We start from the raw sequence: 499 nt of genomic DNA, 5'->3' as shown, positions 1-499 counted from the left end.
ACGACGCAGCACATTGCGATCGCGGCCAATATGATGACGGAATTTCGGGATTTGCTATGCATGACTACCAGTTAATCATGGGTACACCGGAAATTCATCAGTCAGACAACGGATTCCGACGAAGCTCTCACCTGCGGGAAACACGAGTGCAAGACGTGCATACGCGTTTCACGTGAAACATAATTTCACACGTGAATATGACTGTTCCACGTGGAACACAAGATTGAAAATGCGAAGCGTCGCATCCACAGAAAACACCACAGGAACGGGCCGGCAGGATGAGCTTGCGGTTGAGCTTCTCCCCCAACGGCCTGCGCGAGGCGAAGGCCCGTCGCGGCGGGGAACCGTATGGCTAATGGAACAACGATCATGATCCGACTTCCACAGGAGGCTGGACCACGGTCGTTCTTTTTCATCCTCAATAAATCCACACGCAAGAATCAAACCACAAAAAAGCGCGGGCGAATGATACCAAAAGCCGCCGGAAACAAGAAAGGGG

It is taken from the genome of Bifidobacterium sp. UBA6881 (assembly GCA_002451435.1).
Taxonomy (GTDB): Bacteria; Actinomycetota; Actinomycetes; order Actinomycetales; family Bifidobacteriaceae; genus Bifidobacterium.
Note: the sequence above shows the minus strand (reverse complement) of the source record.